This window comes from Rhizobium sp. NXC14 (assembly GCF_002117485.1).
Classification (GTDB): Bacteria; Pseudomonadota; Alphaproteobacteria; order Rhizobiales; family Rhizobiaceae; genus Rhizobium.
Genome location: NZ_CP021030.1, coordinates 4,070,001 through 4,094,417, shown reverse-complemented (window position 1 = coordinate 4,094,417; position 24,417 = coordinate 4,070,001). Strand labels below are relative to the sequence as shown.

The window sequence follows — 24,417 nt, the reverse complement described above, 5'->3', positions numbered from 1 at the left end:
GAGATGCTTTAGCCTCGGCCGGCGAGCGACATGATCTTCTCGCGCAGCATTTTCGCCATGTTGCGGGTGCTGCGATACATGTGCAGCTGGGCGGCGGCCTGGCGCATGTCGCGGTCGCCGTTCTGCGTCAGACCGATGACCAAAGTTCCCATCTCCTCGCGCTCCTGCCAAAAGCGGCTCATGATCGGGTGGTCGGAGACGGCGCAGGAATCCGAGCGCACGATATTGGCGTCATCGAGATGCCATTCCGTGAGCTCGCTCATCAGGAGCTTGCCCGGCGAATAGCGGGCATAGTTCTCGTCATAGGCCGTCTTCCAGGTATAGGCCTCGCCGCCCATCATCAGAACGACGATGGCGGCGATCGCCTTGCCGTTGAGATCGATCGTATGGATGCGCACGGCGTCGACGGCGGCAAGGTTCGAGACGGCTTCGCGCGCGAAGGCGGTATGGTAGCGATCGGTGACGAGAGCACTTCGGCGTTTGCCCTTCCAGCCGCCGGCCTCCATTGCCAGGAATTCTTCGAAGCGGACGTGGACGTCGCGCGGCTGACGGGCGACGGCATAGACCGCCGTTCCCTGTTCCTCAAGCAGGCGCCACTGTCGGCGCATCTCGCGCATATGCGACGAGGATATTGTTTTGCCGAGATAGGCGGGCGCCTCTTCCTCACTCTGCAGCATGGGGCGCAGATAGGGATTGGCCACGGTGAGCGGCAGGTTGCGGCCGAGCGCCACGGCCTTGAGCATGCGCACGAAAATGCCGTTCAATCTCAGATCCGGCAAGACCAGCGTGCTCGGCAGGTTGAGGTCGGGAACGGTCAGTCCCTCGAAGAAATTGTCGAGGGTTTCGGCCGCATCTTCGCTGTCGACGAGCGGTGTGCCCAGCGGACCGAAGCTGTTCGACCAGCCGCGGATGATCGAGGGGCCGACGGCAAAGCCCGGTCTGTCGACCGAAAACGGCAGGAGGAAACGCATGCGGCTACGGCCGGCGCCGTGATCGCGGATCAGGGCGAAATTGACCTGCCGGTCTTCGATCCGCGGCATGGCGGGCGCAAGGAAGCGGCCGGAGAAAAAGACGTTTGGTTCCATCGCCCGGTTGGACAGGAAGTCGAGCTCATCCTGAAGTTCGTAGCCGAGCTTGCCAGGATAGAGGCAGAGCTCGCGCCCCGGCCGGCCGATCTCGGCACGGGCTTCGGCCTGCGGCGCTTCGAAATGCAGCGCCGCGAGTTCATGGATCATGCGGTTGCTGATGCTGTCGGTGCTTTCGGTGACGGGGGGCAGGCGCACCATCTATCGAACTCTCATTTCTGGCATTGCGGCGGAGGGGCTGGCGAAGGCGAATAGGGCGATGCCGAGCGTGCGGCGCACGGCGACATGCAGGAGGATAGCCTCGACCGCCATGGCCGAGGCCGTGGCGACGGCGGTGCCTTCGATGCCGTGGTGCGGGATCAAAGCAAGGTTGAGGCCGACATTGGCAGCCAATGCGCCGGCATAGAGCGCCACACAGAGGTTCTGCTTGCCCGCCATCATCAGCAGCGTTTCAGCCGGGCCGACCAGCGACTTGGCAAGGATGCCGGCAAGCAGGATCGCCATGACAAGATAGCCTGACGTGAAGGCGCCGCCGAACAGCGACAGCAGCAGATGGCCGGTCGCGAGCACCGCAAGGCCGACCACCAGCGCCGGCCAGAAGGTCCAGCGGGCGGCGTCGACAGCGGCGTTGGCGAGCTGGGATTGATCGCATTCGGCAATGATCGAGGAAAAGCGCGGGCCGGAAGCGGCCTTGACCGAGAAATTGATGAAATGCACCAGCGCCATGGTCTTGGCGGCGGCGAAATAGACGGCGACGTCGTGCGGTTCAAGGAAAATGCCGACAATGATGACATCGGAATTGGTGAGCAGGAAACTCACGCCCTCAATGAGGAAGATCGGGAAGGCGACGCTCAGCCAGGCGAGGAAATTGACCTTGCGCGGACCTTCGTCATAATGCCGGCGGAGGCGCAAGAGTGTCGCGCCATACTGGCCAAGAGCGGTGACGAAGGTCGCGACAAGCGCTGCCTGCATGGCAGTGACAGCCGTATGCTCTGCGCCCATCGCAATCGCGATCAGCATGAAGGCGATGATGAGAATCGGCCGGATGATATAGACCGGGCTCAGCGCCATCACCGGCCAATGGTTCGCCCGCGACGTGCCCTCCAGAATATCGCCGAGCGCGATCATCGGCATGGCAAGCAGGCCGATGAAGATCGGGACGAGATAGTAGCTTTCGATCCTATCGCCGAAGAAATGCAGCCCGATCATGCCGGCGGCGAGCATCACCGTGCCGGAAAGCATCGCAAAAATGCGTGCCGTGCCGGTCAGGCCGCGGATTTCGTCGAAGGCGCCCGCCGCCTTGTACTGCGGCAGAAAGCGGACGATCGCGGTGTGGAAGCCAAGGCAGGAGAGATCGCCGAAGACAACGATCAAAACCCAGATGAAAACGAAGATGCCATATTCATATTCGCCCATCAGCCGTGCGAGCACGATCTGCGAGATAAAGGCGAGCGCGGCGCTGAGGATACGGATCGAAAAGGCCGTCAGCGCCATGCGACGGGCATTGGCTTTTTCGCCGCGTTCGGTGAGCATGGCGGCTAACATGCGCAGCGTGCGGCCGCCGATCGGGCGCAGGCCCGCGGGCAGCAGTTTCTCCGCTGTTTCTATGACCGCCATGATGAACACGCAAAACTCTGAGGTCAGGCAAATCGTCTCTGAAGTCTTGACAGAGCAGGGTTAAGAAACGGTTCCGGATCAGGTCGCGATTCGGCTGCGAAGGCCGGGTTTCGGTGCTGCCGCAGAAAAGAAAATGCCGCCCCAAGGCGGCATTTCCAGTTTTTCGCGATTTGCCTCAGACCTGCTCGAAGGCGCCGTGGCAATGCTTGTATTTCTTGCCGGAACCGCAGGGGCAAGCCTCGTTGCGCCCGACTTTGCCCCAGGTGGCGGGATCGTCCGGATTCCGGTTCTCAGGTGAGACGAAGACTTCGGAAGCTTGGTAGATCGGGGCGAAATCGTCCTCGCCTGTCGTCGGATCCAGGTGATGAGCTTGCATCACCGGCGGTTCGGGCTCTGCAGGCGCCTGCTGCACCAGTTCGACGCGCATCAGCTGAGCGGTGACGGCCTCGCGCAGATTGTTGAGGAGGCCGGTGAAAAGCTCGAAGGCTTCGGACTTGTATTCCTGCAGCGGATCGCGCTGGGCATAACCGCGGAAACCGATGACGGAGCGCAGATGGTCGAGGTTAACGATATGCTCGCGCCAGAGATGATCGAGCGTCTGCATGACGATCGAGCGTTCGACATAATGCATGATGTCGTCGCCGAAGCGCTCGGCCTTTTCCGTAAAGGCGGCATTGGCGGCCTGCGTCAGGCGCTCGCGAATGTCATCCTCGCCGATGCCTTCTTCCTTGAACCACTCCTCGATCGGCAGATCGAGGTTCAGGATATTGGCAACGCCGGTCTTCAGGCCGACGGCATCCCACTGTTCGGCATAGGCGCGCTCGGGGATATGCTTTTCGACCAGATCCTCGATCACTTCGCGGCGCATGTCGGAGACGGTCTCGGAAATATTGGTCGATTCCATCAGCTCGAGACGCTGCTCAAAAATCACCTTGCGCTGATCGTTGAGGACGTCGTCATACTTCAGCAGATTCTTGCGGATATCGAAGTTGCGGGCTTCGACCTTCTTCTGCGCGCGCTCGAGAGCCTTGTTGATCCACGGATGGACGATCGCCTCGCCCTCCTTGAGGCCGAGCTTGGTCAGCATGCTGTCCATGCGGTCGGAGCCGAAGATGCGCATCAGGTCGTCCTGAAGCGAAAGGTAGAATTTCGAGCGGCCGGGGTCGCCCTGACGGCCGGAGCGGCCGCGCAGCTGGTTGTCGATACGGCGGCTTTCGTGGCGTTCGGTGGCGATGACGTAGAGACCGCCGGCAGCAAGCGCCTTTTCCTTGAGAGTTTTGATTTCCTCGACGATCGCCTGGACCTTTGCGTCGCGCTCCGGACCGGCTTCGACATCGCCGAGCTCGCGTTCGATACGCATTTCCAGGTTGCCGCCGAGCTGAATGTCGGTGCCGCGGCCGGCCATATTGGTGGCGATCGTGACGGCGCCCGGTACACCGGCCTGGGCGACGATATAGGCTTCCTGCTCGTGGTAGCGGGCGTTCAGCACCTGGAAGTCGTTGAAACCCTGCTTGCGCAGGCGCTCGGCAAGCAGCTCCGACTTCTCGATCGAGGTCGTACCGACGAGCACCGGCTGACCGCGCTTATGAGCATCGAGGATCTCGTCGATGATCGCCTTGAACTTCTCGTCGAAGGTCCGATAAACCTCATCGTCCTCGTCGATACGCTTGATTGGCAGGTTGGTCGGGACTTCGACCACGTCGAGATTATAGATGTTGGCGAATTCTTCCGCTTCGGTCTGCGCCGTGCCTGTCATGCCGGCGAGCTTGTCGTACATGCGGAAGTAGTTCTGGAAAGTGATCGACGCCAGCGTCTGGTTTTCCGGCTGGATCTGCACCTTTTCCTTGGCTTCGAGCGCCTGGTGCTGGCCTTCCGAATAACGCCGGCCCGGCATCATGCGGCCGGTGAATTCATCGATGATGACGACTTCGTCGTTGCGGACGATATAGTCCTTGTCGCGCTGGAAGAGTTTGTGGGCCTTCAGCGCATTGTTGATGTGGTGGACGATCGCGACGTTCTCGATGTCGTAGAGCGCGTTACCCTTCAAGAGGCCGGCCTGACGCAGCAGGTTTTCCAGCTTCTCGGTGCCCTCTTCGGAGAAGTTGGCGGAACGCTGCTTCTCGTCGATCTCGTAATCGCTGGGCGCGAGCAGCGGAATGAAGGCGTCGATCGTATTGTAGAGCTCGGAACGGTCGTCGAGCGGACCGGAGATGATCAGCGGCGTGCGCGCTTCGTCGACGAGGATCGAGTCGACTTCGTCGACGATCGCGAAATTGTGGCCGCGCTGGACCATCTGATTCTTCTCGTACTTCATGTTATCGCGCAGATAATCGAAGCCGAGCTCGTTGTTGGTGGCATAGGTGATGTCGCAGGCATAGGCCGCGCGGCGCTCCTCGTCAGAGAGGCCATGGACGATGACGCCTGTGGTCATGCCGAGGAAGCCGTAGACGCGGCCCATGGTCGCGGCATCGCGCTGGGCAAGATAGTCGTTGACGGTGACGACGTGCACGCCCTTGCCGGAAAGCGCGTTTAGATAGACCGGCAGGGTGGCGACGAGGGTCTTGCCTTCGCCGGTCTTCATCTCGGCGATCGCATTCGAATGCAGGATCATGCCGCCGATCAGCTGTACGTCAAAAGGTCGCAGGCCGAGAACGCGGCGCGACGCCTCGCGCACGACGGCGAAGGCGGGAATCAGAATGTCGTCGAGCGTCTTGCCTTCGGCGAGAAGGGCGCGGAATTCGACGGTCTTTGCCGCGAGCTGCTCGTCCGTCAGCGCCTTCGTCTTCTCTTCGATGGAGTTGATCGCGGCGACGTTCGGCTGGTAGGACCGCACGCGGCGATCATTGGACGACCCAAATAACTTGCGGGCTATACCGCCAAAGCTGACCATGTGACTGGTCCTTTCTCAATATTCATCCGCGACGTTTCTTGTCCGTGGCCCAGCCGAAAATCAGGCGCACGCCTTGAAACGCCCGGAAACTGTTCTGGACGCGAGGTTGCGTGACAGATAAGAGGGGGGTCGAATGATGTCAACGGATTTGGCGGATACAGAAAGGCCACAATCCGGTGTTGATGGCTATTTTGAGCTGGAACAGGCGATGCTGAAGCCGGCGATGTAACTGTGAAGGGTTATTTGATGTTGAGCACCAATAAATTCGCCGTGCTGGCGTTTGCAACTTTTGTTGCATTCCAGGCTCCGGCCCATGCAGAGGACGCCGTCGTCGCCATGGTCGGCAATCTGGAGATCCACCAGTCTGAACTCGATCTCGCCGTTGCCAACCTCGATCCGCAGCTGGCGCAGCTTCCCGATGACCAGAAGAAGGTCGCGGCGCTCTCCGCAGCCATCGATGTGAAACTGCTTGCGACCGGTGCCACGACTGAGAAGCTCGACCAGACCGACGAATTCAAGAAGCGCATGCAGTATCTCACCGATCGTGAGCTTCACAACGCCTATTTCAAGAAGCACGTCGTCGACACAGTGACGCCTGACGAAATCAAGGCTCGTTACGACAAGGAAGTCGCAGCCCTGCCGAAGCAGGAAGAAGTCCACGCCCGCCACATCCTGGTCAAGACTGAGGACGAAGCCAAGGACATCATCAAGCAGCTTGACGCCGGCAAGGATTTCGCCGAACTCGCCAAGGAAAAATCCACCGACCCCAACAAGTCGGAAGGTGGCGATCTCGGCTATTTCTCGCGCGGCCGTATGGTGAAGGAGTTCGAGGACGCGGCCTTCGCGCTCGAGAAGGGTGCCTATTCGAAAACGCCGGTCAAGACTGATTTCGGCTATCATGTCATCAAGGTCGAGGACAAGCGCGACGCTCCGCCGCCGCCTTTCGATCAGGTGCAGGACCAGGTTCGTCAGCTCGTCATGCGCGACAAGTATCTTGCCCTGCTCAATCAGGCGAAGTCTTCTGCCAAGATCGAGATCTCGGACGAGACTTTGCGCAAGGGTTACGACGAGGCCAACAAGCAGCCGGAGCCGGGCAGCGAGCCCGCCCAGCCGGCGCCGAAGCAGTAAATATTCGCATCAGGGCCCGGTTCTTCCGGGCCCTTCCTTATCGTTGTTGTCGCATTTCCGGCCGGCGAGCCGGTTCTTTCAGTCGCCGGGAAATGCTCATTGGCAGGTTTCATCATGTCCGGTTCCGTTTCGCCGCTCGCCCCGAAATCCTTCGTTCCGATGCCTTCGCTGCGCGGCGTGCGCATGGCGACGGCTTCGGCCGGCATCAAGTACAAGAACCGCACCGACGTGCTGATGATGGTCTTCGATAAGCCGGCATCGGTCGCGGGCGTCTTCACCCGTTCCAAATGCCCCTCCGCGCCAGTCGATTTCTGCCGTGCGAACCTGCCCCACGGCACTGCGCGCGCCGTCGTCGTCAACTCCGGCAATGCCAATGCCTTTACCGGCATGAAGGGCCGCCAGGCGACCGCGCTGACGGCGAAGTCGGCTGCTGCGGCCGTCGGCTGCGGCGAAAACGAGATCTATCTGGCATCGACCGGCGTCATCGGTGAGCCGCTCGATGCCACCAAATTCGCTGGCGTTCTTGACAGGATGCAGGCCGAGGCGACCGGCGATTTCTGGTTCGAAGCCGCCAAGGCGATCATGACGACCGATACCTATCCGAAGGTTTCGACCCGCAGCGCCGAGATCGGCGGCGTGGCCGTGACGATCAACGGCATTGCCAAAGGCGCCGGCATGATTGCGCCCGACATGGCGACTATGCTCTCCTTCGTCGTCACCGATGCCGATATCGCCTCCGAAGCGCTACAGGCGCTTCTGTCCGACGGCGTCGGGCCGACCTTCAATTCCATGACCGTCGACAGCGACACGTCCACCTCCGATACGCTGATGCTGTTTGCGACGGGGGCTGCGGCCGAGGAAGGCCAGGCCCACATCGAACGCGCCGACGATCCGCGCCTTGCAGCTTTCCGCGCCGCCCTGAACGAAGTGCTGAAGGACCTGACGCTGCAGGTTGTGCGCGACGGCGAAGGCGCCACCAAGATGCTCGAAATCACTGTAACGGGCGCCGAGAGCGATGCCGCCGCCAAGCGCATTGCGCTGTCGATCGCCAATTCGCCGCTGGTCAAGACGGCGGCCGCCGGCGAAGACGCCAATTGGGGCCGTATTGTCATGGCCGTCGGCAAAGCCGGGGAGATGGCGGATCGTGACCGGCTCGCCATCTGGTTCGGCGATATCAGGGTCGCCGTCAACGGCGAGCGTGACCCGGATTATTCCGAGGCCGCCGCCTCGAATGTGATGAAAGCGCAGGACATCCCCGTTAAAGTCGATATCGGCCTCGGTACGGGGTCGGCAACCGTCTGGACCTGCGACCTCACCAAGGAATATGTTGCAATCAATGGCGACTATCGGAGCTGATCGTCCATTGGGCCAGGCATCCATATCTTCAAAGAATCTGCCGTTGGTCCGCAGGCTGGAGGCCGTCGGCTTTCGCGCCTGGCCGGCGGCGTCCGTGCAATATGACGGCAGCTGGCAGGTGCGGCTGACGGCGGGCCACCCGTCCAACCGGCTGAATTCCATTGTGCCGCTCGACCCCTCGGACCATCGCGATGTCGAGATCCGTCTGGAAAAGGCGAGCCGGAAGTTCGAGGCCTATGGCCGCGCCGCCGTGGTCCGCCAAACACCGCTCGCCTCGCCGGTGCTGATCGAGCTTCTCAGCGCCCGGAACTGGACACGGTTCGACGAGACCGTGGTGATGACCTGCGATCTCACCGAGGCCGAGCTGCCGGACACTCTCGATCATCTGCCGACCCACGATGTCGGTCGTTTCGTCGATGCCAATCTGGCGGTCGACGGGGCGCCAGTGAGCCTGAAACCGGCGCTTGCGGAAATCATTTCGGCGATCAAGCCGCCGTCGGGGCTTTTCCTCATCGAGAATGCCGTGGAGGGACCGCTCGCGACCGTGCTCTGCGTCCAGGATAACGATCTTGCCGGCATCATGTCGCTTTCGGTCTGCGAAACGAGACGGCGCGAAGGGCTCGGCACCGAAATCTTGACGTCAGCGCTACGCTGGGCGCGCATGCGTAGCGCCCGTTCGGCTTGGCTGCAGGTCAAGCTTTCCAATCGCCCGGCCATCGCGCTTTACGAGCGCCTCGGGTTTCGCGACGCCTATCATTACTGCTATTGGCAGCGAGGGTCGCGATGAGCGAGGCAGGCCGGAAGATATTGCTGGTCGCCGCCTGTGCGCTGATCGATGCCGACGGGCGTATCCTATTGGCACAGCGTCCTGAGGGAAAGTCGCTGGCGGGGCTCTGGGAGTTTCCCGGAGGGAAAGTCGAGCCCGGCGAGACTCCGGAGGAGACGCTGGTGCGCGAGCTCGAGGAGGAGCTTGGTGTCAAGACCAAGATCGCCTGCCTGGCGCCGCTCACCTTTGCCAGCCATTCCTACGAGACGTTCCACCTGCTGATGCCGCTTTATATCTGCCGGCGCTATGAGGGGATTGCCCAGGGCCGCGAGGGGCAGGCTCTGAAATGGGTGCGTGCGCAGGCGCTACGGGATTACCCGATGCCGCCGGCCGACGAGCCGCTGATCCCGATGTTGCAGGATTTACTTTAGCATTAGCTGATTATTGTCTCGCCGCGGCATTTTCGGCTGTGGATATTAATGGATCGTTTAACACCTTCTGCCAAAGATCGGCCTCAATCAAGCATCTGGCGTGCGTGTATTAAAAGGCTTGACGTCATGGACGATGATTTCTGGAAAGCTGTCCGGGAAAAGGAACGGGCTTCGTCTGCCTCGCGCAGGACGGGTGCGCTCAATATCGCCCTTCTGTTCGGCACGGCGGTGGTCGCGTTGACGTTGATTCTGACGCCCATGCTTGCGGATTCCTCGAAGAAAAGCGTCTTTGCGAGCGCACCTGTCGATTTCGATACGATCACCACCGGATCGATTCCGAAGAACGAAAGCGGCAAGCACTATACGATTCGTCGTAGCGTCCTTCAGGACACGCCCGGCTCAGTCTGCGTCGTCCAAGGCTACGGCGTCGGCGCCGGTTGCTGAAGCCGGACGCTTGGAATGACGGCCATCGCTCGGTGGCTGTGGAATTGATCGTTGCAGGCGGTTCACGCAGAAGGTTGGGGTAATGCGCCTTTGGAAAGCATTTCTTGCAGATGACATCGGCGCAACCGCGGTCGAATACGGCCTGATCGCCGCCATCATTTGCACGGCGCTTGTCTCCGGTCTCGGCATCTTCACCGGCAGCCTGCAGAACGTCTTCAACGTGGTCAGCAACAATATCACCGTCAATTGAAGAAGCTGCGGACGATCACTGCTTGAGCCTGTGTTCGTCCACTTTCAGCGCGTCGGCAAGGCGTGCTTTGGCCGAGCCCGGCTGGAGCGGCTTCTGTTGGCTCTCGTGCGGAGCCCATCCGGAGACATAGATGATCGAGAATGTCGCGCGAATGCGTCCGTCGGGATCGGAATATCGTTCGGCGTAGATCTCTGCGGCGCGCAGGAAGAAGGCGCGCGTCAGCGGCATGCGGCTGCGGGCTGCAAGGGGATTGCTCATGCCCATCGCCCTGAGATCGCGCATCAGCGGGAAGAGCGAGTCATATCGGACCGTATAGTTCTCTGCGTCGATCACCGGCAGGGTGAAGCCGGCGCGCTGCATCAGACTGCCGATATCGCGCACATCGGCGAAGGGAACGACACGGGGGCTTGCGCCGCCCGTCGTCTCGACCTCGGCGGCCAAAAGTACTTCACGCAGTTCCTGCAGCGTGCCGGCGCCGGGAATGGCCGCCAGGAACAGGCCGTCCGGCTTCAGGGCGCGCCGAATCTGGATGAAAACGCCGGGCGTATCGTTGGTCAGATGCAGGCTGAGCGGTGCGAGGATGAGATTGGCCGATTGGGGCGGAAGCGGCACCTCCTCGAGCGGCGCCTCGATCAAGTTTTCGCCCGGGCCCGTATAGGCCCTTTCGCTCTCCACGCGGATCATCGCGCCGATCTTGCCCGTCGCCAGCGCCGCGCGGGCGGCTGCACCGGTCGTGCCATGCAATTCAACGGCGGTGTCGAAGCGCCGCTCGACGACATCAAGCCTCTCGGCCATTTCCTCGGCCGCGATGTCGAGCAGGAAAGCGGCTTTCAGGTCGTTGTTGACAAGCGCGCGATGGCGATGTGCGGCGATCAGGGCTCTGTCGAAGATCGTTTCCATGGGAATGTCCATAGTCCCGGCTCGCTGAAGCGGCAAGGCGATTTTCCTTTCGAAGAGAACAGGCTAGTCTCGACCTTATGAAACGGATCTATTCCGAATGGCCGGCAGATTTGCTCCGGGCGCATCTCCTGCGACCGTTTTCGGCGCTCGCCGATTTTCTCTATCCGCCCGCCTGTTCCGTCTGCGGCATTTCGACCGGCGACCATCGCGGACTGTGTGCGAAATGCTGGTCCGGCATCCGATTCATCGAGCGGCCCTATTGCGAAGTGCTCGGCATTCCCTTCTCGCATGATCTCGGCGTCGGCATCCTCAGCGCCGAGGCGATCGCCAATCCGCCGCCTTTCGACCGGTTGCGGTCAGCGGCGACGCACGATCATGCCATCCGAGATCTTGTTCACGGGTTGAAATATCGCGATCGTACCGATCTGGCGCCGATGATGGCCGGCTGGATGCTGCGCGCCTCCGACGGCGCGGTGGAAAGCTGCGATGCGCTGATCCCGGTGCCGTTGCACCGCACCCGCATGCTGGCTCGTAAGTTCAACCAGGCTGCCGAACTTGCCCGCCATATGGCGAGCCTATCGGGCAAGCCGCTGCTTGCCGCAACGCTCATCCGCGTCAAGCGCACCAGTCAGCAGGTCGGCCTCGGCGCCAAGGCGCGCGAGGACAATGTCAGAGGTGCTTTCGCGATTGCCAAAGGCTGCGAGAACGACGTTTTCGGCAAGCGTATTGTGCTTGTCGACGACGTCTATACGACCGGGGCGACGGTCGCCGCCGCCAGCCGGATGCTGCGCAAGGCGGGTGCGGCCGAGATAACGGTTTTGACCTTTGCAAGGGCTCTCTCCGAGCCTATATGACAGAAAATACCCGGCATTCGTCTGGAGATATCATGGTACCCGTCACGATCTATACACGGCAGTTCTGCGGCTATTGCAGCCGCGCCAAGTCCCTTCTCGAACAGAAGGGTGTCGACTATGTCGAGCATGACGCTACATATTCGCCGGATCTCCGCCAGGAGATGATCGGCAAGGCGAACGGGCGCACGACATTTCCGCAGATCTTCATCGGCACCAAACATGTCGGCGGCTGCGACGACCTCTTCGCGCTCGACCGGGCCGGCAAGCTCGATCCGATGCTGGCGGCCTGAGGACGAACCGATGAGCTTCAGGGCCGCCGCCGTCCAGATGTGCTCCGGGGTCGATCCGGAAAAGAACGCCGCAGCGATGGCGCGGCTGGTGCGCGAGGCAGCCGCTCAAGGCGCGACCTATGTGCAGACACCCGAAATGACCGGAATGTTGCAGCGTGATCGGGCGGCGGCACGCGCCGTGCTTGCCGACGAGACTCGCGATATCATCGTCAAGACCGGTTCGGCGCTTGCAGCGGAACTTGGCATCTACATGCATGTCGGATCGACGCCGATCGCGCTTGCCGACGGCAAGATTGCCAACCGCGGGTTCTTGTTCGGTCCCAATGGGCGGATTCTCAATCGTTATGACAAGATCCACATGTTCGACGTCGATCTCGACAATGGCGAAAGCTGGCGAGAAAGTGCGGCCTATACGGCCGGCTCGGAAGCGCGCGTCCTGTCGCTGCCCTTCGCAGAAATGGGCTTCGCCATTTGCTACGACGTTCGATTTCCGGCGCTCTTCCGTGCGCAGGCGATCGCCGGTGCCGAGGTTATGACGGTTCCCGCCGCGTTCACCAGGCAGACCGGTGAGGCGCATTGGGAAATCCTGCTGAGGGCACGCGCGATCGAGAACGGTGTCTTTGTCATTGCTGCTGCGCAAGCCGGCCGCCACGAGGACGGACGCGAGACTTTTGGCAATTCGATGATTATCGATCCTTGGGGAACGGTATTGGTGTCCGCCGGCGCGACCGGCGAGGCGATCATCCTCGCCGAGATCGATCCCGGCGCGGTCAAGGCCGCCCGTGACAAGATCCCGAATCTGAGGAATGGCCGGGAATTCTCGGTCGAGAAGATCGCGGGGGCAGTCGCAGGAGGCGTCGCCGCTTGATCCGCTATTCCCTTACCTGTGACAATGCCCATGAGTTCGAAGGCTGGTTTTCGGAAAGCGCCGATTTCGACCGCCAGGTCGCCAGCGGCTTCCTGACCTGCCCGGTCTGCCATTCCGCCGCCGTCTCCAAGCTCCTGATGGCGCCTTCGGTGTCGACCGCGCGCAAGAAGGACGAGCGGCAGACGCTGGCGATGGACGCCATGCGCCGCGAGGCCCTGGAAAAGCTGAAAGAGGCGGTCGCGGCCGTCAAGGCCAATTCCGAGGATGTCGGTGCGAAGTTCCCTGAGGAGGCCCGCAAGATCCACTATGGCGAGGCGGATGCCCGCGGCATCATCGGGCAGGCGACGGTCGACGAGGCCCAGGCGCTCGTCGAAGAGGGCATTGAGATCGCCGCCATTCCAGTGCTGCCGGAGGACGTAAACTAAGATGCAGTCAGTGCACTCGGCCTTCTTGGCGGGAGCATCCGCCGAAGTGTAGCCGGCTTGTTGATTATGCCGGCCGCTTCGCCAGCAACATATAGTTCACATCCATATCTCGGGACAGGTTCCACTGGTTCGACAGCGGGTTGAAGAAGACGCCGGTGCGGTCGGTGATCTCGAGACCGCTTGCCGCGAGCGGCTTTTCCAATTCTTCGGGGCGCACCAGCTTTTCATATTGATGCGTCCCGCGCGGCAGCCAGCGCAATATGTTCTCGGCGGCGAAGATGGCAAGGGCCGCCGCCTTCATTGTGCGGTTGATAGTGGCGACGAAGATCAGGCCGCCGGGGCGGACCATTTTCGCGCAGGTCGTCATGAAGAGTTCGACGTCGGCGACGTGTTCGACCACTTCCATGTTCAAGACGATATCGAAGGTCTCGCCGGCATCTGCAAGCTCCTCGGCAGTGACGGCGCGATAGTCCACCGGGACGCCGGACGCCTTGGCGTGGGTCGAAGCAATGCCGATATTCTTCTCGGAAGGATCGGCGCCGACGACGGAGGCGCCCATGCGGGCGACTGGCTCAGACAGGAGGCCGCCGCCGCAGCCGATATCGAGCACGCGCAGACCTTCGAGCGGCCGGGCGTTTTTCGGATCACGGCCGAAATTCTCGCAGGCCTTGTCTCTTATATAGGCGAGGCGGACGGGATTGAACTTGTGCAGTGGCTTGAACTTGCCGGTCGGGCTCCACCATTCCGCCGCCATCGCCGAGAAGCGGTCCACTTCGCCCTGGTCGATCGTGCTTCTGGCGGTTTTCGTCATGGTGTTCTCCATCGTTCATGTCATGTGAAGTCGGACGATCGGGGGCATAAGTCAAGGGGCGGCGCATAAGGGAGGGGCGAGCGTGCAAATGGCCGGTAATTGCTTTTATCGTGTACGCTTGCCTCCCCCCGCCAAACTCGCTAAGAGACGCCGCAACTTGGGGCCTTCAGGGGCCTGGGCTTTAGAGCGGTTCCAGAAATGGAAGCCCGGCTCTTTCGCCAAGCGGTTCGCCCCAGAGCTTTCGTGATGCCGGGTAGGGTTTCCGCTGTCCGGCGCCAGTCGTGGTAGAGGCATATGGCACGCATCGTAATGAAATTCGGCGGCACGTCCGTCGCTGACCTGGACCGCATCAAGAACGTTGCCCGCCACGTGAAACGCGAAGTCGATGCCGGCCACGAGGTCGCGGTGGTGGTCTCGGCCATGTCCGGCAAGACCAATGAGTTGGTCGGCTGGGTGCAGGGTACGCCGAAGGTCATCGGCGCCAATTCGCCATTTTACGATGCGCGGGAATATGATGCCGTCGTCGCCTCCGGCGAGCAGGTGACCTCGGGGCTGTTGGCGATTGCATTGCAGGCCATGGATATCAATGCGCGGTCCTGGCAGGGATGGCAGATTCCGATCCGCACGGACAATGCGCATGGCGCTGCCCGGATTCTGGAAATCGACGGCTCCGACATCATCAAACGCATGGGCGAGGGACAGGTCGCCGTCATCGCCGGCTTCCAGGGGCTGGGACCCGACAACCGCATCGCCACTCTGGGACGCGGCGGATCGGACACGTCGGCCGTCGCCATTGCCGCGGCTGTCAAAGCGGATCGCTGCGATATCTATACCGATGTGGACGGGGTCTATACGACCGATCCGCGTATCGTGCCGCAGGCGCGCAGGCTGAAGAAGATCGCCTTCGAGGAAATGCTCGAAATGGCCTCGCTCGGCGCCAAGGTGCTGCAGGTGCGCTCGGTCGAGCTTGCCATGGTGCACAAGGTGCGTACCTTTGTGCGATCGTCTTTCGAAGATCCCGATGCTCCGGGCATGGGCGATCTGTTGAACCCGCCCGGAACGCTGATTTGTGACGAGGATGAAATCGTGGAACAGGAAGTAGTCACCGGCATCGCCTATGCCAAGGATGAGGCTCAGATCTCGCTTCGCCGTCTTGCTGACCGGCCGGGCGTCTCCGCCGCGATCTTCGGGCCGCTTGCCGAATCCCATATCAATGTCGACATGATCGTCCAGAATATCTCCGAGGACGGATCGAAGACCGACATGACCTTCACCGTGCCGTCAGGCGACGTCGAGAAGGCGATCAAGGTGCTCGGCGACCATAAGGAGAAGATCGGTTACGATGTCGTGCAGAACGAATCGGGGCTGGTGAAAGTCTCGGTCATCGGAATTGGCATGCGCAGCCATGCGGGTGTTGCTGCCACCGCGTTTCGTGCACTTGCCGAAAAAGGCATCAACATCAAGGCGATCACCACCTCCGAGATCAAGATTTCCATCCTGATCGACGGTCCCTATGCAGAACTCGCTGTCAGGACTTTGCATTCCTGCTACGGTCTGGATAAGAATTGATTCCCAGTGGGCGGCCTGCCCCTTCAGGTTGAGTAGACGAGGGCCGGCCTGCCGGGACTGAGTGCGTTGTTTCGGGAGCTTGAGACGCCATGAGAGACCTTTCCGGCGGTCCGCGCGTGCTGCTCAGGCGGCTGCGCGAGTTGATGGCAGAGCCGCTGGAGCCGCAGGATCGTCTTGACCGGATCGTCCGCCAGATTGCCAGCAACATGGTGGCGGAAGTCTGCTCCGTCTACGTGCTGCGCGCCGACGGTGTGCTCGAACTCTATGCGACCGAAGGCCTCAACCGAGAGGCGGTGCACCTGGCGCAGCTGAAGATGGGACAGGGCCTGGTCGGCACGATTGCGGCCTCGGCGCAGCCGCTGAACCTTTCCGACGCGCAGTCGCATCCGGCCTTCCGTTACCTTCCGGAGACGGGCGAAGAAATCTACCATTCCTTCCTCGGTGTGCCGATCCTCAGGACCGGGCGCTCGCTTGGCGTTCTCGTCGTACAGAACAAGGCGAGCCGAAACTATCGCGACGAGGAAGTGGAAGCGCTCGAAACGACGGCGATGGTGCTTGCCGAGATGATCGCCACCGGCGAGCTCAAGAAGATCACCAAGCCCGGCCTCGAACTTGATCTGACACGCTCGGTGACGATCGACGGCGACACCTATAATGACGGCATCGGCCTCGGCTATGTCGTCTTGCACGAGCCGCGCATCGTCGTCACCAACCTGCTGAACGAGGATACGGAGAAGGAGATCCGGCGGCTGGCGGAGGCCATGGGGTCGCTCAGGATCTCGATTGACGACATGCTGTCGCGCCGTGACGTGTCGATGGAAGGCGAGCATCGCGAGGTGCTCGAAACCTATCGTATGTTTGCGCATGACCAGGGCTGGGTGCGCAAACTCGAGGAGGCGATCCGCAACGGCCTGACCGCCGAAGCGGCGGTCGAAAAGGTGCAGAGCGACACCAAGGCGCGGATGATGCGGTTGACCGACCCTTATCTGCGCGAACGCATGCATGATTTCGAGGATCTGGCGAACCGATTGCTCAGGCAGTTGACGGGTTATACCGGGCGCACGACCGCCGAAGGTTTTCCCAATGACGCGATTATCTTGGCGCGGGCCATGGGAGCGGCCGAGCTGCTCGATTATCCCCGCGCCAATGTGCGCGGACTGGTGCTGGAAGAAGGGGCGGTGACAAGCCATGTGGTGATCGTCGCCCGCGCCATGGGCATTCCCGTCATCGGCCAGGCGGCGGGCGTTGTGGCGCTCGCCGAGAATGGCGATGCCGTGATCATCGACGCCGACGAAGGGCATGTGCATCTTCGCCCGATGGCCGATCACCGGCGCTCCTACGAAGAAAAGGTGCGCTTCCGCGCGAGGCGGCAGGAGCAGTTCCGGGCGCTGCGCGCCATCGAGCCGGTCACCAAGGACGGCCAGCGGATTTCGCTGATGATGAATGCCGGCCTGCTGGTCGACCTGCCGCAGCTCTTGGAATCGGGTGCGGAGGGTATCGGTCTCTTCCGCACCGAGCTGCAGTTCATGATCGCTTCGACCATGCCGAAAGCGGAAGAGCAGGAGCAGTTCTACCGTAATGTGATCAAACAGGCGGCAGGCCGCGTGGTCACCTTCCGCACGCTCGATATCGGCGGCGACAAGGTGGTGCCTTATTTCCGAGGCCATGAGGAAGAAAATCCCGCGCTCGGCTGGCGCGCGATCCGGCTGTCGCTCGACCGGCCGGGATTGTTGCGCACCCAGCTGCGCGCCCTGCTGAAGGCATCGGCCGGCACCGAGCTGAAGCTGATGGTGCCGATGGTGACCGAGGTTTCCGAGTTGAAGATGGTGCGCGAGCTCCTGCAGAAGGAAGTGCAGCATCTATCGCGCTTCGGGCATGGGCTGCCGCGCAAGCTGCAATTCGGAGCGATGCTGGAGGTACCCGCGCTGCTCTGGCAGCTTGACGAACTGATGGAGGCGGTCGATTTCGTCTCGGTCGGTTCCAACGACCTCTTCCAGTTTTCTATGGCGGTCGATCGTGGCAATGCGCGGGTGTCGGATCGCTTCGACCCTCTTGGCAAGCCTTTCCTGCGGATCCTCCGCGATATCGTGCGTGGGGCGGATCGGAACAAGACGCCCGTGACGCTTTGCGGGGAGCTTGCCGGCAAGCCACTTTCGGCAATGGCGCTGCTTGGCGTCGGCTTTCGCTCGATCTCGATGTCGCCGGCCTCGATTGGTCCGGTAAAGGCGATGCTGCTCGGGCTTGATGTCGGGGCATTGGCGAAGGTGATGGACGAAGTGCTGGACGATCATCGCAGCACGGTGCCGATGCGCGAGGTGCTTGCCCGCTTCGCCGAGAGCCACAATATTCCCCTTTAGAGAAATATAGGAAGAATCGGAGTGCAGGGTGGCGAAGCTTCCCGTTGAAAAGATGCGCGAGCTGGAACGCCGTTTCGGCGAGATCGAGGCGCGCATGTCGGCCGGTCCGGCCGCCGATGTTTATGTGAAGCTTGCATCCGAATATTCCGAGCTGCAGCCTGTCGTGACGAAGATCCGCGCCTTTGAGAAGGCTGTCGCCGAGCTTGCCGATCTCGAAACGCTGCTCGAGGACAAATCGGTCGATCGTGAGATGCGAGACCTCGCCGAACTCGAACTGCCCGAGGTGAAGGAGCGGATCGAGGCGCTGGAGCAGGAGATGCAAATTTTGCTTCTGCCGAAAGATGCGGCCGACGAGAAAAGTGCAATCCTCGAAATCCGCGCCGGCACCGGCGGCTCGGAAGCAGCACTTTTCGCCGGTGATCTCTTTCGCATGTACGAGCGTTTCGCCTCCGAGAAGGGCTGGAAAGTCGAAGTGCTCTCGGCAAGCGAGGGCGAAGCCGGCGGCTATAAGGAAATCATTGCGACGATCACCGGAAGGGGCGTCTTCGCCAAGCTGAAATTCGAATCTGGCGTGCACCGCGTGCAGCGCGTGCCGGAGACCGAGGCGGGCGGGCGCATTCACACGTCGGCCGCGACGGTGGCGGTGCTGCCGGAGGCCGAGGAGATCGACATCGAGATCCGGCCGGAAGACATCCGCATCGACACCATGCGCTCTTCGGGAGCCGGCGGCCAGCACGTCAATACCACGGACTCGGCAGTGCGCATCACCCACCTGCCGACAGGCATCGTCGTCACCAGCTCGGAAAAATCGCAGCATCAGAACCGCGCCAAGGCGATGCAGGTGCTGCGCTCCAGGCTTTACGACGCCGAGCGGCAGCGCGCCGACAGCGAGCGCTCGGCCGATCGCAAGAGCCAGGTCGGCTCCGGTGATCGTTCCGAACGCATCCGTACCTACAATTTCCCTCAGGGGCGCGTCACGGACCATCGCATCAATCTGACGCTTTACAAGCTCGACCGGATGATGGAAGGAGAGATCGAGGAGGTCGTCGATGCGCTGATGGCCGACTACCAGGCAAGCCAGCTGGCGCAGCTCGGCGAACAGCAGTGAGCGCTACGGTCGCCGATACGCTTGCCGAAGCGCGCCGTCGTTTCACAGAGGCGGGCATTGTCGATCCGGCGACCGATGCGCGGCTGCTTGTCGCAGGTCTTTTGAAACTGTCGTCGACGGAGCTGTTGACGCGGTCGGCCGAGAGGCTTTCACCTGAGCAGATTGATGTGATTTTCAAGGCGGTGGAACGCCGGCTCGGCCATGAGCCGGTGCATCGTATTCTGGGCGAGCGGGAATTTTATGGTCTGCCGCTTGGCTTGTCGGCGGAAACTCTGGAGCCGCGTCCGGATACGGAAATCCTGGTCGATACGGTGCTTCCTTATCTGAAGGACCTTGCAATGGCGCAACGCCATCTCCATATTCTTGATATCGGAACCGGGACTGGGGCGATATGCCTTGCGCTTTTGAGCGAATGTCCCGAGGCGTCAGGTATCGGCAGCGACATATCGTCGGATGCACTTCGGACGGCAAAGTCAAACGCAGAAAGAAACGGGTTGCAGGATCGCTTTCAGGCCGTGCAGTCGAGATGGTTCGAGAACATCCAGGGCTCGTTTCACGCGATTGTCTCAAATCCGCCCTATATTGCCTCCAATGTCATTCACGATCTCGCTCCTGAAGTGACGAAATTTGATCCGGTTGCAGCGCTGGATGGCGGCCCGGATGGGCTTGACGCTTACAAAGCCATAGCCAAGGATGCGGCAAGGTTCATGAGGCCCGAAGGGGTCGTGGGACTGGAAATCGGCTACGATCAGCGAAACGATGTGACGGCGATCTTCGAAGCGGAAGGCTTCAGGTGCCTCAAATCCGTGAAAGATTATGGTCAGAACGACAGGGCGCTCGTTTTCGCGCTCGCGTAAAAGGCGATAATTGCGGCATTGGGCGGGACATTATTGCTATTGCGAAGAAAAGGCTTGGATTTCCCAGGGAAGCAATATAGGTTGCGGACACGTGTTGGGCAGATAGGAATGAACGAGATTCGTTCGGTACTTGGTTTGCCTCGGGGGTCCGCTCTTTTAAACGAGAGTTTCAACGGTTGAACACGACCCAACGCGTGAATCAGTCAAACTGACTTGAGAACCAAGCGGCAGGTCGGCGCAAAGGCGCAGTATGCTCGCGGCACAAAGGTCCTGACCCGGTTTTCCGGTCATGGCGGTTGGTGCCATGTATCCATCACAAACAGAGAATTCAGGTGAACGATCTATGAGGCCAGGACAGCAAAACAAGCGCGGTCGAGGGCGTGGTAACAACAATAACAATGGCGGCGGCGGAAATAACAATAACAACAATTTCAACCGCAAGGGCGGCAACCCGCTGACCCGGACCTATGACAGCTCCGGCCCCGATGTGAAGATTCGCGGTACTGCACAGCATATCGCCGAGAAATATGCGCAGCTTGCCCGTGATGCCCAGAGCTCCGGCGACCGTGTGATAGCCGAGAATTATCTTCAGCACGCCGAACATTACAATCGGATCATCGCCAGCGCTCAGGCGCAGATGCAGGAGCGGTTCCAGCGCGACGATCGCAGTGACTACAATGACCGCGACGCGACGGATCGCGACAGCGACGACATCGATGTCAGCGACAATGACGGCGACGATGTCGTCGTCGTCCAGCCGCCGCAGAGCAGACAGCATCAGCCGCAGGCGCAGACAAAGCCGGCGCCGGCACCAGTTGCGGCGCCTGCCCCGGCACCCCAGCCCGAAATCATCGACGGAACCGGCCCACAGCCGGAGATCGAAGGCATTCCCGCCGAGGTCGCCATGGACGAGGAAGGCTCTGCCGGCCAGTCACGCGAACGCCAGCCCCGTCGTCGTAGCCCCGGCAATCGTCCCCGTCGCCCGCGTCGCGGCGCAGACGGCGATGCAGCCCCCGAAGGCGAGGGTGCTTCCGCCGAGGCACCGGTTCTGGCGGATGCCGCATCGGAATAAGGGATCTGGCCGTTCCTTTCGGGGAGAGCCGGGTACTTATGCCATCTGTTCGAATTTCCTTGAAAATCCCCGGCCTTCGTACCGGGGATTTTCGTCTTACGGGCTCTTTAAACTCCCGGAACAGCGTACCATATTCTCTTCGACTGCTTCGCCCAAATCCCAGACGGGCCAAGCGCGACCTGCCTTTTAAGGGGGTCGATCTCAATCATCGGTCTGCGCCTCGTAAGGGCAGGGCGATCAATGGAGGTAGAATATGAATATCGAGAAATATTCCGAGCGGGTGCGCGGTTTCATCCAGTCGGCCCAGACCTATGCGCTGGCGCAGGGGCATCAGCAATTTTCACCCGAACACGTGCTCAAAGTTCTGCTCGATGACGATCAGGGCATGGCCGCGTCGCTGATCGAGCGTGCTGGCGGCGATGTCAAGGCTGCTCGCCTCGCCAATGACGCGGCTCTTGCCAAGTTGCCGAAGATATCAGGCGGCAACGGCAACATCTACTTAGCGCAGCCGCTCGCCAAGGTGCTTTCGACCGCGGAAGAGGCGGCCAAGAAAGCCGGCGACAGTTTCGTCACGGTCGAACGTCTGCTGCAGGCGCTGGCGATCGAATCCTCGGCTTCGACCTATTCGACGCTGAAGAATGCAGGCGTGACGGCCCAAGGCCTCAACCAAGTCATCAACGATATCCGCAAGGGCCGGACGGCGGATTCCGCCAGTGCCGAGCAGGGCTTCGATTCACTCAAGAAGTTCGCCCGCGACCTCACTGGCGAGGCCCGCGAGGGCAAGCTCGATCCGGTGATCGGCCGTGACGATGAGATCCGCCGCACCATCCAGGTCCTGTCGCGCCGCACCAAGAACAATCCGGTGCTGATCGGCGAGCCGGGCGTCGGAAAGACCGCGATCGTCGAAGGTCTGGCTCTGCGCATCGTCAACGGTGACGTGCCGGAATCGCTCAAGGACAAGAAGCTGATGGCGCTCGACATGGGCGCGCTGATTGCCGGCGCGAAATACCGCGGCGAATTCGAAGAGCGGCTGAAGGCCGTGCTCAATGAAGTGCAGGCGGAAAACGGCGAGATAATTTTGTTCATCGACGAAATGCACACGCTGGTCGGTGCCGGCAAAGCGGACGGGGCGATGGATGCCTCGAACCTTCTGAAGCCCGCCCTTGCCCGCGGCGAGCTGCATTGCGTCGGCGCGACAACGCTCGACGAGTATCGCAAACATGTCGAGAAGGATCCGGCGCTTGCGCGCCGCTTCCAGCCCGTCGTCGTCGACGAACCGACGGTCGAAGACACGATATCGATTCTGCGCGGACTCAAGGAGAAATACGAGCAACATCACAAGGTGCGCATCGCCGATGCGGCGCTGGTCGCCGCCGCGACGCTGTCCCACCGCTATATCACGGATCGCTTTTTGCCCGACAAGGCGATCGATCTGATGGATGAGGCAGCGGCGCGACTGCGCATGCAGGTGGATTCCAAGCCGGAAGAACTCGATGAACTCGACCGCCGGATCATTCAGATGAAGATCGAGCGCGAGGCGCTGAAGAAGGAAACCGACGTTGCTTCCGCCGACCGGCTGAAGCGGCTTGAGACCGAACTCACCGCGCTTGAAGAGGAGGCCGATGCGCTTACGGCCCGCTGGCAGGCGGAAAAGCAGAAGCTCGGCCTTGCCGCCGATCTCAAGAAGCAGCTCGACGATGCCCGCAACGAACTGGCGATCGCCCAGCGCAAGGGCGAGTTCCAGCGCGCCGGCGAACTGACCTACGGCGTCATTCCGGATCTCGAAAAGCAACTGGTCGAAGCCGAGAAGCAGGACGGCGAGCGCGGCGCGATGGTGCAGGAGGTCGTCAGCCCCGACAATATCGCCCATGTCGTTTCCCGCTGGACCGGCATCCCGGTCGACAAGATGCTGGAAGGCGAACGTGACAAGCTGCTTCGGATGGAAGACGAGCTGGCAAAATCGGTGATCGGCCAGGGCGATGCGGTTCAGGCCGTGTCGCGCGCCGTCCGCCGCGCCCGCGCCGGCCTGCAAGATCCGAACCGGCCTATCGGCTCGTTCATCTTCCTCGGCCCGACCGGCGTCGGCAAGACGGAGCTCACCAAGGCGCTCGCCCGCTTCCTCTTCGATGACGAAACGGCGATGGTGCGCATGGACATGTCGGAATACATGGAGAAACACTCCGTCGCCCGACTGATCGGTGCACCTCCCGGCTACGTCGGCTATGACGAAGGCGGAGCGCTGACGGAAGCCGTACGCCGACGGCCGTATCAGGTCGTGCTGTTCGACGAGATCGAGAAGGCACATCCCGACGTCTTCAACATCCTGCTGCAGGTGCTTGACGACGGACGGCTGACAGACGGCCAGGGCCGGACAGTCGATTTCCGCAATACGATGATCATCATGACCTCGAACCTCGGAGCCGAATATCTGACGCAGCTCCGGGACGGCGACGATAGCGATACGGTTCGCGAGCAGGTGATGGATGTCGTGCGTGGGCATTTCCGGCCGGAATTCCTGAACCGCATCGATGAGATCATTCTCTTCCACCGCCTCAAACGCGAGGAGATGGGTGCGATCGTCGACATTCAGCTGAAGCGGCTGGTGGCATTGCTGTCCGAACGCAAGATCGTCATCGACCTTGACGAGGACGCTCGTCACTGGCTGGCGAACAAGGGTTACGATCCGATTTACGGCGCAAGGCCGCTGAAGCGGGTTATCCAGAAGTTCGTGCAGGACCCGTTGGCCGAGCAGATCCTGTCGGGCCAGGTGCCGGACGGATCGACTGTCAAGGTGACGAACGGCTCGGACCGGCTGCAGTTCAGCACGCGGCAGACGGTCAGCGCTGCGGCTTAATTTAGTTTGCTTCGGAATGAGAAATGGCGGCTTCGGCCGCCATTTCGTTTAGAGATTACTTGCTCGCCACCTGCTCCGGCGTCGGGTTGTTCAGCAGCGTATCGATACGCTTTCGCTCGTCTTCGAATTTCGCCAGCGCCTCGCCCTGCAGCGACTTCCCGCCCGGAAGGCGGATGCGCAACGGATCGACCTTGGTGCCGTTGACGATCAGCTCGTAATGCAGGTGCGGGCCGGTTGATTCTCCCGTGGTGCCGACCCAGCCGATCACCTGGCCCTGACGTATTTTCGCGCCGGGAACGACGCCTTTGGCGATGGCGCTCTGGTGATTGTAGGAGGATTCGTAGCCATTGGCATGGCGGATGATCGTCTGGTTGCCGTATCCGCCGGAATCCCAACCGGCTTTTTCGACTGTGCCATTGCCGGCGGCGATGATCGCGGTGCCACGTGGCGCGGCCCAATCGACGCCTGTATGCATTCGGGCGAAA

22 protein-coding genes (1 of these 22 cut by a window edge) are annotated in these 24,417 nt (G+C 61.3%); 16 read left to right on the top strand and 6 right to left on the bottom strand.

Going from position 1 to position 24,417, the window contains the following annotated elements; all coding sequences use genetic code 11:
* Nucleotides 1-8: 8 nt before the first annotated feature.
* From NXC14_RS19960 to secA, 3 genes are all read right to left on the bottom strand, one after another.
* Nucleotides 9-1,286 carry a GNAT family N-acetyltransferase gene (locus NXC14_RS19960; protein ID WP_085779611.1) on the bottom strand — a complete coding sequence of 426 codons (1,278 nt, stop codon included), beginning with the start codon at nt 1,284-1,286 and terminating at the stop codon, nt 9-11.
* Complete coding sequence (locus tag NXC14_RS19955) at nt 1,287-2,702, bottom strand: oligosaccharide flippase family protein (protein ID WP_085780208.1); 1,416 nt, start codon at nt 2,700-2,702, stop codon at nt 1,287-1,289.
* Nucleotides 2,703-2,877: 175 nt separating this feature from the next.
* On the bottom strand, nt 2,878-5,592 hold the full coding sequence (gene secA, locus NXC14_RS19950) for a preprotein translocase subunit SecA (protein ID WP_085779610.1): 2,715 nt from the start codon (nt 5,590-5,592) through the stop codon (nt 2,878-2,880).
* A 246-nt stretch (nt 5,593-5,838) separates the two neighbouring features.
* Here secA and NXC14_RS19945 point away from each other — a divergent pair, with 246 nt between their 5' ends.
* From NXC14_RS19945 to NXC14_RS19920, 6 genes are all read left to right on the top strand, one after another.
* Complete coding sequence (locus NXC14_RS19945) at nt 5,839-6,720, top strand: peptidylprolyl isomerase (protein WP_085780207.1); 882 nt, start codon at nt 5,839-5,841, stop codon at nt 6,718-6,720.
* A 114-nt stretch (nt 6,721-6,834) separates the two neighbouring features.
* Entirely contained in the window at nt 6,835-8,076 is a 1,242-nt protein-coding gene (gene argJ, locus NXC14_RS19940; RefSeq protein WP_085780206.1) for a bifunctional glutamate N-acetyltransferase/amino-acid acetyltransferase ArgJ, read from the top strand.
* Complete coding sequence (locus NXC14_RS19935) at nt 8,057-8,863, top strand: GNAT family N-acetyltransferase (RefSeq protein ID WP_085779609.1); 807 nt, start codon at nt 8,057-8,059, stop codon at nt 8,861-8,863. Before argJ ends, NXC14_RS19935 begins: the two co-directional genes overlap by 20 nt.
* Nucleotides 8,860-9,273: an 8-oxo-dGTP diphosphatase MutT gene (gene mutT, locus NXC14_RS19930; protein WP_085779608.1), complete on the top strand. Its 414-nt coding sequence runs from the start codon at nt 8,860-8,862 to the stop codon at nt 9,271-9,273. Before NXC14_RS19935 ends, mutT begins: the two co-directional genes overlap by 4 nt.
* A 126-nt stretch (nt 9,274-9,399) precedes the next feature.
* Nucleotides 9,400-9,717, top strand: a complete 318-nt coding sequence (locus NXC14_RS19925; RefSeq protein ID WP_064697586.1) for a hypothetical protein — start codon at nt 9,400-9,402, stop codon at nt 9,715-9,717.
* A gap of 82 nt (nt 9,718-9,799) precedes the next feature.
* The gene (locus NXC14_RS19920; protein WP_085779607.1) at nt 9,800-9,967 is read left to right on the top strand and encodes a Flp family type IVb pilin; all 168 of its coding nucleotides are present in this window, start codon (nt 9,800-9,802) and stop codon (nt 9,965-9,967) included.
* A 15-nt stretch (nt 9,968-9,982) separates the two neighbouring features.
* Here NXC14_RS19920 and NXC14_RS19915 read toward each other — a convergent pair whose 3' ends face one another.
* Complete coding sequence (locus NXC14_RS19915; RefSeq protein WP_085780205.1) at nt 9,983-10,867, bottom strand: methyltransferase domain-containing protein; 885 nt, start codon at nt 10,865-10,867, stop codon at nt 9,983-9,985.
* A gap of 77 nt (nt 10,868-10,944) precedes the next feature.
* Here NXC14_RS19915 and NXC14_RS19910 point away from each other — a divergent pair, with 77 nt between their 5' ends.
* From NXC14_RS19910 to NXC14_RS19895, 4 genes are read left to right on the top strand one after another with little or no spacing between them, the layout of a single operon-like run.
* Nucleotides 10,945-11,721, top strand: a complete 777-nt coding sequence (locus NXC14_RS19910) for a ComF family protein (RefSeq protein WP_085779606.1) — start codon at nt 10,945-10,947, stop codon at nt 11,719-11,721.
* A gap of 32 nt (nt 11,722-11,753) precedes the next feature.
* On the top strand, nt 11,754-12,011 hold the full coding sequence (gene grxC / locus NXC14_RS19905; RefSeq protein WP_085779605.1) for a glutaredoxin 3: 258 nt from the start codon (nt 11,754-11,756) through the stop codon (nt 12,009-12,011).
* 10 nt (nt 12,012-12,021) lie between these two features.
* On the top strand, nt 12,022-12,879 hold the full coding sequence (locus NXC14_RS19900; protein ID WP_085779604.1) for a carbon-nitrogen hydrolase family protein: 858 nt from the start codon (nt 12,022-12,024) through the stop codon (nt 12,877-12,879).
* Nucleotides 12,876-13,304, top strand: a complete 429-nt coding sequence (locus NXC14_RS19895; RefSeq protein ID WP_085779603.1) for a DUF1178 family protein — start codon at nt 12,876-12,878, stop codon at nt 13,302-13,304. The genes NXC14_RS19900 and NXC14_RS19895 overlap by 4 nt, the downstream gene beginning before the upstream one ends.
* 64 nt (nt 13,305-13,368) lie before the next feature.
* On the opposite strand, the gene ubiG is transcribed toward NXC14_RS19895, so the two are convergent.
* Entirely contained in the window at nt 13,369-14,115 is a 747-nt protein-coding gene (gene ubiG / locus NXC14_RS19890) for a bifunctional 2-polyprenyl-6-hydroxyphenol methylase/3-demethylubiquinol 3-O-methyltransferase UbiG (RefSeq protein ID WP_085779602.1), read from the bottom strand.
* 294 nt (nt 14,116-14,409) lie between these two features.
* On the opposite strand from ubiG, the gene NXC14_RS19885 reads away from it, so the two are divergent.
* The 6 genes from NXC14_RS19885 (at nt 14,410) to clpB (ending at nt 23,932) form a co-directional block, all read left to right on the top strand.
* Complete coding sequence (locus tag NXC14_RS19885) at nt 14,410-15,684, top strand: aspartate kinase (protein ID WP_011426959.1); 1,275 nt, start codon at nt 14,410-14,412, stop codon at nt 15,682-15,684.
* An 89-nt stretch (nt 15,685-15,773) separates the two neighbouring features.
* Complete coding sequence (ptsP, locus tag NXC14_RS19880) at nt 15,774-18,041, top strand: phosphoenolpyruvate--protein phosphotransferase (protein WP_085779601.1); 2,268 nt, start codon at nt 15,774-15,776, stop codon at nt 18,039-18,041.
* Nucleotides 18,042-18,069: 28 nt separating this feature from the next.
* On the top strand, nt 18,070-19,149 hold the full coding sequence (gene prfA, locus NXC14_RS19875) for a peptide chain release factor 1 (RefSeq protein WP_085779600.1): 1,080 nt from the start codon (nt 18,070-18,072) through the stop codon (nt 19,147-19,149).
* A complete protein-coding gene (prmC, locus tag NXC14_RS19870; RefSeq protein ID WP_085779599.1) occupies nt 19,146-20,006 on the top strand; it encodes a peptide chain release factor N(5)-glutamine methyltransferase in 861 nt (286 codons plus the stop codon). The genes prfA and prmC overlap by 4 nt, the downstream gene beginning before the upstream one ends.
* A gap of 343 nt (nt 20,007-20,349) precedes the next feature.
* Nucleotides 20,350-21,078: a DUF4167 domain-containing protein gene (locus tag NXC14_RS19865; RefSeq protein WP_085779598.1), complete on the top strand. Its 729-nt coding sequence runs from the start codon at nt 20,350-20,352 to the stop codon at nt 21,076-21,078.
* A gap of 253 nt (nt 21,079-21,331) precedes the next feature.
* The gene (gene clpB, locus NXC14_RS19860) at nt 21,332-23,932 is read left to right on the top strand and encodes an ATP-dependent chaperone ClpB (RefSeq protein WP_085779597.1); all 2,601 of its coding nucleotides are present in this window, start codon (nt 21,332-21,334) and stop codon (nt 23,930-23,932) included.
* Nucleotides 23,933-23,987: 55 nt separating this feature from the next.
* Here clpB and NXC14_RS19855 read toward each other — a convergent pair whose 3' ends face one another.
* Nucleotides 23,988-24,417: the 3' portion of a M23 family metallopeptidase gene (locus NXC14_RS19855; RefSeq protein WP_085779596.1), read on the bottom strand. Its footprint extends 1,511 nt past the window's final position; the window shows 430 of its 1,941 coding nt (coding positions 1,512-1,941); the start codon falls outside the window, past its right edge; its stop codon occupies nt 23,988-23,990.

What these genes read in the sequence shown, in the direction of transcription:
- NXC14_RS19865 (WP_085779598.1), top strand. Translation starts at nt 20,350, where the DNA reads ATGAGGCCAGGACAGCAAAACAAGCGCGGTCGAGGGCGTGGTAACAAC.
- NXC14_RS19885 (WP_011426959.1), top strand. Translation starts at nt 14,410, where the DNA reads ATGGCACGCATCGTAATGAAATTCGGCGGCACGTCCGTCGCTGACCTG.
- ubiG (WP_085779602.1), bottom strand. Translation starts at nt 14,115, where the DNA reads ATGACGAAAACCGCCAGAAGCACGATCGACCAGGGCGAAGTGGACCGC.
- NXC14_RS19900 (WP_085779604.1), top strand. Translation starts at nt 12,022, where the DNA reads ATGAGCTTCAGGGCCGCCGCCGTCCAGATGTGCTCCGGGGTCGATCCG.
- argJ (WP_085780206.1), top strand. Translation starts at nt 6,835, where the DNA reads ATGTCCGGTTCCGTTTCGCCGCTCGCCCCGAAATCCTTCGTTCCGATG.
- mutT (WP_085779608.1), top strand. Translation starts at nt 8,860, where the DNA reads ATGAGCGAGGCAGGCCGGAAGATATTGCTGGTCGCCGCCTGTGCGCTG.
- grxC (WP_085779605.1), top strand. Translation starts at nt 11,754, where the DNA reads ATGGTACCCGTCACGATCTATACACGGCAGTTCTGCGGCTATTGCAGC.
- clpB (WP_085779597.1), top strand. Translation starts at nt 21,332, where the DNA reads ATGAATATCGAGAAATATTCCGAGCGGGTGCGCGGTTTCATCCAGTCG.
- NXC14_RS19915 (WP_085780205.1), bottom strand. Translation starts at nt 10,867, where the DNA reads ATGGAAACGATCTTCGACAGAGCCCTGATCGCCGCACATCGCCATCGC.
- NXC14_RS19925 (WP_064697586.1), top strand. Translation starts at nt 9,400, where the DNA reads ATGGACGATGATTTCTGGAAAGCTGTCCGGGAAAAGGAACGGGCTTCG.
- ptsP (WP_085779601.1), top strand. Translation starts at nt 15,774, where the DNA reads ATGAGAGACCTTTCCGGCGGTCCGCGCGTGCTGCTCAGGCGGCTGCGC.
- NXC14_RS19955 (WP_085780208.1), bottom strand. Translation starts at nt 2,702, where the DNA reads ATGGCGGTCATAGAAACAGCGGAGAAACTGCTGCCCGCGGGCCTGCGC.
- NXC14_RS19935 (WP_085779609.1), top strand. Translation starts at nt 8,057, where the DNA reads ATGGCGACTATCGGAGCTGATCGTCCATTGGGCCAGGCATCCATATCT.
- NXC14_RS19945 (WP_085780207.1), top strand. Translation starts at nt 5,839, where the DNA reads ATGTTGAGCACCAATAAATTCGCCGTGCTGGCGTTTGCAACTTTTGTT.
- NXC14_RS19910 (WP_085779606.1), top strand. Translation starts at nt 10,945, where the DNA reads ATGAAACGGATCTATTCCGAATGGCCGGCAGATTTGCTCCGGGCGCAT.
- secA (WP_085779610.1), bottom strand. Translation starts at nt 5,592, where the DNA reads ATGGTCAGCTTTGGCGGTATAGCCCGCAAGTTATTTGGGTCGTCCAAT.
- NXC14_RS19960 (WP_085779611.1), bottom strand. Translation starts at nt 1,286, where the DNA reads ATGGTGCGCCTGCCCCCCGTCACCGAAAGCACCGACAGCATCAGCAAC.
- NXC14_RS19920 (WP_085779607.1), top strand. Translation starts at nt 9,800, where the DNA reads ATGCGCCTTTGGAAAGCATTTCTTGCAGATGACATCGGCGCAACCGCG.